Below are 604 nucleotides of genomic sequence, written 5' to 3' on the forward strand. Positions count from 1 at the left end.
TTAGGGAGTGTCGTTAAATTTTAAGATTATTTATAACTATCTATTACTCAATGTGATAGAAATTTTGTACCTTTGTAGATGATAAGAAAAATCCCCCAATCACCCTAGGAAAGTGACAAATTGGGGGAATCACAAAAGTGATACGATGGCAAAGGTACAACATTTTTCTGGAATAAGCAAGCGAATTCCGTTCGAAGGGTTCGATTTTTATGATTTATTTCGAGTTACGTTTGAAAACAGCGAACTTGGACGTATGAAACGGCTTCTCCCTCTTCATGAGATGGCAGTGAACTTTGGTTTGGTGAGCAACCATCCTGTACGGAAGCGTGGCCGGAAGTCCTTCTTCTCCCCGGAGGGCAAAGTTGCTCTGATGTTCCTGAAGATGTACACCCAGCTGAGTGCCCCGAAACTGCTGGAGCAGTTGAACGGCAACGTCCACTATCAGATATTCTGCGACGTGTACGTCAATCCTCTGTGCCCCCTGACGAACTACAAGCTGATAGATGACATCATCTCCGAGCTTTCCGACAAGCTGAAGATCCAGCAACAGCAGAACATACTCGCGGATGCATGGAAACCGTACATGAAAGAGCTTGATACATTC

1 pseudogene is annotated in these 604 nt (G+C 44.2%); it reads left to right on the forward strand.

Annotated elements, in window-relative coordinates:
* Positions 1-253: 253 nt before the first annotated feature.
* Positions 254-604 (forward strand): annotated as a pseudogene (locus CIK99_RS02275) (DDE transposase); the annotation flags it as partial.

The organism is Prevotella sp. P5-92 (genome assembly GCF_002251245.1).
Taxonomy (GTDB): domain Bacteria; phylum Bacteroidota; class Bacteroidia; order Bacteroidales; family Bacteroidaceae; genus Prevotella.